This window comes from Photobacterium obscurum, assembly GCF_026191635.1.
Lineage (GTDB): Bacteria > Pseudomonadota > Gammaproteobacteria > Enterobacterales > Vibrionaceae > Photobacterium > Photobacterium obscurum.
Window position 1 is genome coordinate 1 of the sequence record NZ_JAKRRW010000045.1, and the last position, 3,093, is coordinate 3,093.

General features: G+C 37.4%; 3 protein-coding genes and 1 pseudogene. 1 reads left to right on the top strand and 3 read right to left on the bottom strand.

The window, feature by feature from the left end; genetic code table 11:
* Nucleotides 1-91 precede the first annotated feature (91 nt).
* The gene (locus MD588_RS25790) at nt 92-883 is read right to left on the bottom strand and encodes a hypothetical protein (RefSeq protein WP_265700817.1); all 792 of its coding nucleotides are present in this window, start codon (nt 881-883) and stop codon (nt 92-94) included.
* Between the two features lie 460 nt (nt 884-1,343).
* Nucleotides 1,344-1,619, bottom strand: a complete 276-nt coding sequence (locus MD588_RS25795; protein WP_265700818.1) for a hypothetical protein — start codon at nt 1,617-1,619, stop codon at nt 1,344-1,346.
* A gap of 524 nt (nt 1,620-2,143) precedes the next feature.
* On the opposite strand from MD588_RS25795, the pseudogene MD588_RS25800 reads away from it, so the two are divergent.
* Nucleotides 2,144-2,278: pseudogene (locus MD588_RS25800) on the top strand (hypothetical protein); the annotation flags it as partial.
* A gap of 1 nt (nt 2,279) precedes the next feature.
* Here the strand turns inward: MD588_RS25800 and MD588_RS25805 are convergent.
* Nucleotides 2,280-2,801 (bottom strand): GNAT family N-acetyltransferase, encoded by a 522-nt coding sequence (locus MD588_RS25805; RefSeq protein WP_265700819.1) that lies wholly within the window; start codon nt 2,799-2,801, stop codon nt 2,280-2,282.
* Between the last annotated feature and the right edge of the window lie 292 nt (nt 2,802-3,093).

Sequence of the window (3,093 nt, forward strand, 5' to 3'; positions counted from 1 at the left end):
ACTAAGCATATAACCTAAAGCATTAGTTCAGGCTAGACCTCAAATAAGCCCATGCGATGCTAGCTTACTGTAATAAAAGTATTCAATTAATTCAAAGTAATTGTGCTAGTGCACCTAGCTTTGGCGCGATGGCAGAAAATACCGTAACATGACTTGATATATTACTCATGATTTCTTGATACTTTTCACGAAAAGAGCTCTTTCCATGGTGTTCTTTGAGTTCTTTTATCAACTGAGTAGCGGCTTCTTTTTCATCTTCAGATGCTCTCGATTGTCGTATTTCATCAATTAATTCTCTAAATAACTCTGGCTCACTAAATGTATTTACATTAATTACACTATTGGGTGAATTGTAGTTCATGTTCCCACTATTATTGATAGTCACTGATTTTTTCTCCAATTTATCTTTTATTTTTGACGTTCTGCTTACAATTTGATATAGGATGTGGCTTTTCTTGTCGTCTTCTAAATCATTTAGATCACCTGTCCATTTTTCAATGTCAGCTTCTATGAAAATAGCAAAACCAAGTTCACCAATTTTGAAGTGGTTGCAATAAAAATCTGCGATATAACTCGCATTTTCTTTAGTGTAAATTATCTCGGGTATGTTCTCAGGGCATTTGTCGTGACTTGCGATACGACTAAAAAAACCCATCGAAGGAAGGATTCCTTGTCGAGGAACATCCGTACAAACTATAAAGCCACTGTCAATTTCATAAATGATGTTTGTTTTAACTCCTAATTCATCCCACTCTTCATACACATCTTGCATTTCTGTGTTTTCAAATGCGTATTTTATGAATCCTGAAACATACCTACAAATTTTATTAAAGAAATCATTTCGTTCTTTATCAAAGTAATGTCGACGAGTACTGTTATTCATGTTTTCTCCTTTTATCGAGTAGCAACATTTCATGCTTATAAAAATAAATACTAACCGGGAAGCATAAATGAGATTCATCCAAAGATGAGGCCGTCAGTTGAGTTCGATTTATTGAGCTAATTGGATGCCATATCTGATAAATAGCTATAACAAAATGAAGAGCTTCTTTAGCTCTAAATTCTTGCAAAATATGCCCACGCGCACTGTCAGCACGCTTATAAAAAGCGTTTAAGAGGGATTCCCGACGTTTGCACCCAAAATCATTCTCCTCCGGTACGTAAAGCGCTGGTTATGTTGAATCGGCCACGAACGAACGTGAACATGTAACGCCTTTCTCCACAGAACCGGAGGGTAACTCGCATAGCCTCCTGCCTTTCAATGACCTAAAACACGCAAGTCTAGGGGCATAAAAAAGACCGCTAAAGGAGACCTTTCTAAGTTCGGTTAACGGATGTTATCTTCAATCCTTCACTAGCTTCCATTTTCTTTTTTTACATGATGGACAATCATACCTTTCAGCAAGCCATTTTGTAATCTCATCGGAAAATGCAAGGAGAGCAACCCCCCCAGTAACAATCGCCACACAAATTGCAAAAGCAAACCCTGTACCAGCAAAAAAGTACGTCACCCAAGCCCAAAAACCACCGCCAACAGCTCCTCCACCTAGAACTTTAAGAAAGAAAGTTTTGTTCGCCTCTTCTTTAAAACCACAAGATTTGCATTCAACATACGCCATATTTTTTCCTTTACAACTAATTAAAACTTAACAACATCAGCAAAAGATGAAAAAAACAAAAAATCAAAAAAATTGATATAACTAACCAAAAAAAACAATTGATGCATTGACGTGATTTTCAGCTAGAAAAGCAACTGATTTTATAGCATACACCGACTCTTATTCAAGGTGTTTTAGATAAGCACCATTCTCAACCTCTGTTTGCCGTGTTTTTTGTTGTTTGTTTTGTTTGGTACGTTAAGCGCCCATTATGGTGAATTAGTTGGTTTGTTCACAAAATCCGCATTTTTTTAACATCAGAAGCCCATGGGAGTATTTTTTGTCACTTATTGAGTCTATTTCAGACTTAAATAGAGTTGTAAATTTATGACAGAATCAGAGCATGTTACTCAGAGTAAAGAAGCCTTACTCATTTCAAGCAAATCATCTTACGAACACAGTGTTTCTATACATTAAGTTATTTGACGATACTGGATTAAAACAAAAGCCTTAACACGAAAATGTCCATCGACTTGCCAGTGAATATGCAGCACATCTGTGGTGGTTTGGTATGTACATGTGAAGTCAGTGCCTCGTCTTACGGCACTCAATGGCAATCCATCGACTGGAAAGCCATTGAGCAGCATGTATTAAAGCTTCAGATTCGCATTGCAAAAGCAATCATTTCACTAGACAAGTATAGATGTAGTCGTCAATCTGCTTTCCACCTATGGTCGAATTGCTTTTTAATCGTTCTTTGCGCTTAAAGCCCAGCTTCTCAAGTAATCTATATGAAGCAACGTTCTCAGTTGAACACGTTGCTGTTAGCTCATTTATATTTAAATTCTTAAAAGCATATATTTTGATTAGGTCAAGTGATTCGGAAGCAAAGCCTTTTCCCTGAGCTTGTTCGCAGAGTAAATAACCAACCTCTGCTATCATGTGTTTGTGATTGGTGATCTTTAACCCTATGAGGCCTATTTTGTTGTTGGTTTGCTTGCTTCTTATGCTAAAAGAAAGCCATCCATCGCTTTGCTTGCACCAAGGCACTAGCCTATCGTTAAACGATTCTTTTGCTACTTCGTCGCTGAAAGGCTCGTAGACATGCTTCATAATTTGAGGATTAGTGTATAGATCTTTAAATAGAGGCCAATCAGACCGCTTTAACCGATATAGAATTATTCTGTTTCCTTCAATACTCATATTTCCCTCCAAACATTCAAACCTTTACTATATTCTGCACTGTTTCAGTGGTATCACGCAGCATATTGAATAACAAGTTGTTTTCTCATAACTAACTATAATGGTTGACGTTTATCGGTCAGGTTGGGCTATTTACCTCTTGATTACTTCCTAAAATGCTCAAAAACGATAACTCGTGAAGTGGTGCCATTTGGCTTGTTGGGATACGAAAAGTTATCCGAAAGCTGGAATCAGCCCGAAGAACCCAACTCGGAAATGTCCAATTTCTTGCCAGCAAACTGGCACCCTTCCC

What these genes read in the sequence shown, in the direction of transcription:
- MD588_RS25805 (WP_265700819.1), bottom strand. Translation starts at nt 2,801, where the DNA reads ATGAGTATTGAAGGAAACAGAATAATTCTATATCGGTTAAAGCGGTCT.
- MD588_RS25795 (WP_265700818.1), bottom strand. Translation starts at nt 1,619, where the DNA reads ATGGCGTATGTTGAATGCAAATCTTGTGGTTTTAAAGAAGAGGCGAAC.
- MD588_RS25790 (WP_265700817.1), bottom strand. Translation starts at nt 883, where the DNA reads ATGAATAACAGTACTCGTCGACATTACTTTGATAAAGAACGAAATGAT.